Below are 1,415 nucleotides of genomic sequence, written 5' to 3' on the forward strand. Positions count from 1 at the left end.
CCCGGCACCCCCTACCGCTATCACATCGCCAACACCCCAGTCCCCGACCCAGCCTCCCGCCGCCAGCAAGGCGGCGTCCACGGCTGGAGCATCGTCCCCGACCACAGCTACCCGTGGCGCACCCCGGAATGGCGCGGCCGTCCCTGGCACGAGATGGTCGTCATGGAGCTCCACGCCGGCACCCTCGGCGGCTTCAGCGGTGTCCTGCAACGCCTCCCCGCCCTCGCCGCGCTGGGCGTCACGGCGATCCAGCTCATGCCGATCAACGCCTTCGCCGGCGACCGGGGCTGGGGCTATGACGGCGTCCTCCCCTATGCCGTCCACGAGGCGTACGGCACGCCCACAGAACTACGCGCCCTCATCGACGCCGCGCACGAACTCGGCCTCAGCGTCTTCCTCGACGTGGTGTACAATCACTTCGGCCCCGACGGTAACTATCTCGGCCTCTACGCCGACCGCTTCTTTCACCGCGACGTCGCCACCCCTTGGGGCGGCGCGGTCGCCGTCGACGAGGCGCCCGTCGCCCGCTTCTTCATCGACAACGCCCTGATGTGGCTGAAGGACTATCGCTTCGACGGCCTCCGCCTCGACGCCGTCCACGCCATCGACAACCCCCAGTTCCTCGACAAGATGGCCGCCGAGATCCGCGCCGCCCTCCCGGACCGCCACGTCCACCTCGTCCTCGAGAACGAGCAGAATGACGCCGCCCGCCTCCGCTCCGACGCCTACGACGCGCAATGGAACGACGATTTCCACAACGTCCTCCACGTCCTCCTCACCGGCGAGACCAGCGCTTATTACGGCGACTTCGCGGACGAACCCGCCGAGCGCCTCGCCCGCTGCCTGTCGGAAGGCTTCATCTACCAGGGTGACCCCTCGCCCAACCACGACGGCAAGCCCCGCGGCACCCCGAGCGCCCACCTCGCGCCGATCCGATTCGTCAGCTTCCTCCAGAACCACGATCAGGTCGGCAACCGCGCACTCGGCGAGCGCCTCACGCTCCTGACGGATCCCGCCAAGCTCCGCGCCGCCACCGCGCTGATGCTGCTAGCGCCGCAAATCCCGCTTCTCTTCATGGGCGAGGAGGAAGGCAGCGAGAGCCCGTTCCTGTTCTTCACCGACTTTCACGACGACCTTGCCGACGCCGTCCGGGAAGGTCGCCGTAAGGAATTCGCCAAGTTCGAAGCCTTCGCCGACGAAAAGACGCGCGAAACGATCCCCGACCCCAATGCGCTATCGACCTTCGAAGCCTCGATCCCGCAGCCCGGCCCCGATGCCGGCACATGGCGCTCCTTCTACCAGACCCTCCTACACCTCCGCCGCGACCACATCGCCCCGCGCCTTTCCACCCCAAAGCAGCACCCCGTCGAAGGCCGGGGCCCAGTCGGGAAAGCCGAAGGAGAATCCACCCCGCT

1 protein-coding gene is annotated in these 1,415 nt (G+C 68.1%); it reads left to right on the forward strand.

The annotated features are described in order from the left end of the window. On the forward strand, nucleotides 1-1,415 hold a 1,415-nt coding region (gene treZ, locus AX702_RS08080), incomplete at both ends, for a malto-oligosyltrehalose trehalohydrolase (RefSeq protein WP_156455408.1).

The organism is Sphingomonas sp. CCH5-D11, from assembly GCF_001557395.1.
Classification (GTDB): domain Bacteria; phylum Pseudomonadota; class Alphaproteobacteria; order Sphingomonadales; family Sphingomonadaceae; genus Sphingomonas.